Below are 2,519 nucleotides of genomic sequence, written 5' to 3' on the forward strand. Positions count from 1 at the left end.
TCGAGTGGAGAAGACGAGATGAAAAGATGAAAAAACGAAGCGGGAACCGCCCAGGGCCCGTGGACGCGGATCCCAAGACTGCCTAAGATGAGTGAGGCATGTAAAGAAAACGCCACATTTCCCCCGTCGGCCCCCAGAACCGAGGAACCCCATGCTGCGACTGGAACACATCAGCAAGATCTACCCCACCGGCGAGGTGCTCAAGGACGTGACCTGGGAGGTCAAGCCCGGGGATCGCATCGGCTTGGTGGGCGTGAATGGGGCTGGCAAAACCACCCAGCTCAAGATCATTTGTGGGCAAGAAGACCCGACCAGCGGCGAGGTGATCCGCCCTGCCAACCTGCGCATCGTCTATCTCAGCCAGGAGTTTGAGGTGGATCCCGCCCGAACGGTGCGAGAGGAGCTGTGGACGGTCTTTCGGGAAGAAAGCCGCATCCAGTCGGAGATGGCCCAGGTCACCGGGCAGATGGAACAGGCGGATCCCGACACCTTAGAGTCCCTTCTGCGCCGTCTGGATCGCCTGCAGCGGCAATTTGAGAGCCTACACGGCTATGAACTGGCGGCCCGCATCGACAAAATCTTGCCGGAAATGGGATTTGAGCCGCAGGATGGGGATCGCCTGGTGAGCGCCTTCAGCGGCGGCTGGCAGATGCGCATCGCCTTGGGCAAGATTCTGCTACAGGAGCCGGATTTGCTGTTGCTGGACGAGCCCACCAACCACCTGGATTTGGAGACCATCGAGTGGCTGGAAAACTACCTCAAGAGCTTGACGATCCCTATGGTGATCGTCTCCCACGACCGCGAGTTTTTGGATCGACTTTGTACCCAAATTGTGGAGACAGAGCGAGGTGTTTCCAGAACCTACCTAGGCAATTATTCTCAATATCTGGCACAAAAAGCTGAGCAACGAGAAGCGCAACAGTCGGCTTACGAGCGACAACAAAAAGAGATCGAAAAGCAACAGGCCTTCATCGATCGCTTTCGGGCCAGCGCCACCCGCAGCACCCAGGCCAAGAGCCGCGAAAAACAACTAGAAAAAATCGCGCGCGTGGAAGCGCCAGTTGGCGATGTGCGCACCCTTAGGTTTCGCTTCCCTCCTGCCCCCCGCAGTGGCCGCGAGGTGGTGAAGATCGAAAACCTAACCCACATTTATGGCGACAAAATTCTATTTTTGGGCGCAGAACTGCTGATCGAACGCGGGGATCGCGTCGCCTTTTTAGGACCCAATGGGGCGGGAAAATCGACGCTGCTCCGCCTTATCACCGGCCTGGAGCAGCCGACCGAGGGATCCGCAAAATTGGGGCCCCACAATGTTATTCCTGCCTACTTTGAGCAAAATCAGGCAGAGGCTTTGGATCTGAACAAAACCGTGATCGATACAATTCATGACGAAGTCCCCGACTGGAACAATGAGGAAGTGCGCACGCTGCTGGGGCGCTTTCTCTTCAGCGGCGACGCTGTTTTTAAGAAAGTAGCAGCTTTGAGTGGGGGAGAAAAAGCCCGCTTGGCCCTGGCAAAAATGCTGCTGCAACCGGCCAACGTGTTGATCTTGGATGAGCCCACCAACCACCTGGATATTCCAGCCAAGGAGATGTTGGAAGAGGCTCTACAGCATTACGACGGCACGGCAATTCTGGTCTCTCACGATCGCTACTTTATCTCAAAAGTGGCCAATAAAATTGTCGAGATCCGCAACGGCGAGTTGGTAGCCTACCAGGGCGATTACCACTACTACTTGGAGAAGATTGCCGAAGAGAAAGAGAGAGCTCGACAAGAGCGGATTGCTGCTGAAAAAGCAGCCAAAGCTGCTGAAAAACGAGCCAAAGAGCGAGAAAAACAAAAAGCCAAAAAAGCAGCTGGCAAAGCTTAAGGAGGGCAGAGTCATGTTCACAGGTTTGGTGCGCAGTCTCGGCACAGCCCAGTTGATCAGTTCTTCACAGCTACGGGTTACCTGCCCAGAGCTACAGCCGCAGTTGGCCTACGGCGATAGCGTGGCGGTGGACGGCCTCTGCCTGACGGTGGTGGAGATTCTGCCCGATGGCTTTTTGGCCGATGTCTCGCCGGAAACGCTGCGCCGCTCGGTTTGGGGCCAGGGATCCCGCCCGCGCACGGTTAACCTCGAACCTTCCCTGCGCGTGGGAGACAAGCTGGGGGGACATTTCGTCAGCGGCCATATCGATGGAGTGGGACAACTGTGGGATCAGGTCGCCAGTGGCAACGCCTGGGAGCTGAGCTTCAAAGTTCCTGCGGAGATTGGGCGCTACATCGTGCCCAAAGGCAGCGTGGCGGTGAACGGCGTGAGCCTGACCATTGCCGAGGCGCGCCAGGGGGGCTGCTGGTTTAAGGTGGCGGTGATCCCGCAGACCTACCGCGAGACCAACCTCTCCCTGCTGCAGGTGGGGGATCCGGTGAACGTGGAGGCGGACATGCTGGGCAAGTATGTGGAAAAATTGTTGGGCCTGGCTCCGCCGGAGGACGGCATTTCTCTGGAGTTTCTGGCCGAGCACGGCTACGTTTAA

The 2,519-nt window shown here is 57.2% G+C and carries 2 protein-coding genes; both read left to right on the top strand.

What is annotated here, in order from left to right:
* Positions 1–151: 151 nt before the first annotated feature.
* Positions 152–1,870, top strand: coding sequence for an ABC-F family ATP-binding cassette domain-containing protein (locus NW853_RS01625; RefSeq protein ID WP_414337322.1), 1,719 nt, complete (start codon positions 152–154; stop codon positions 1,868–1,870).
* A gap of 13 nt (positions 1,871–1,883) precedes the next feature.
* On the top strand, positions 1,884–2,519 hold the full coding sequence (locus NW853_RS01630; protein WP_414347361.1) for a riboflavin synthase: 636 nt from the start codon (positions 1,884–1,886) through the stop codon (positions 2,517–2,519).

It is taken from the genome of Synechococcus sp. H55.11 (genome assembly GCF_047462475.1).
GTDB lineage: Bacteria > Cyanobacteriota > Cyanobacteriia > Thermostichales > Thermostichaceae > Thermostichus.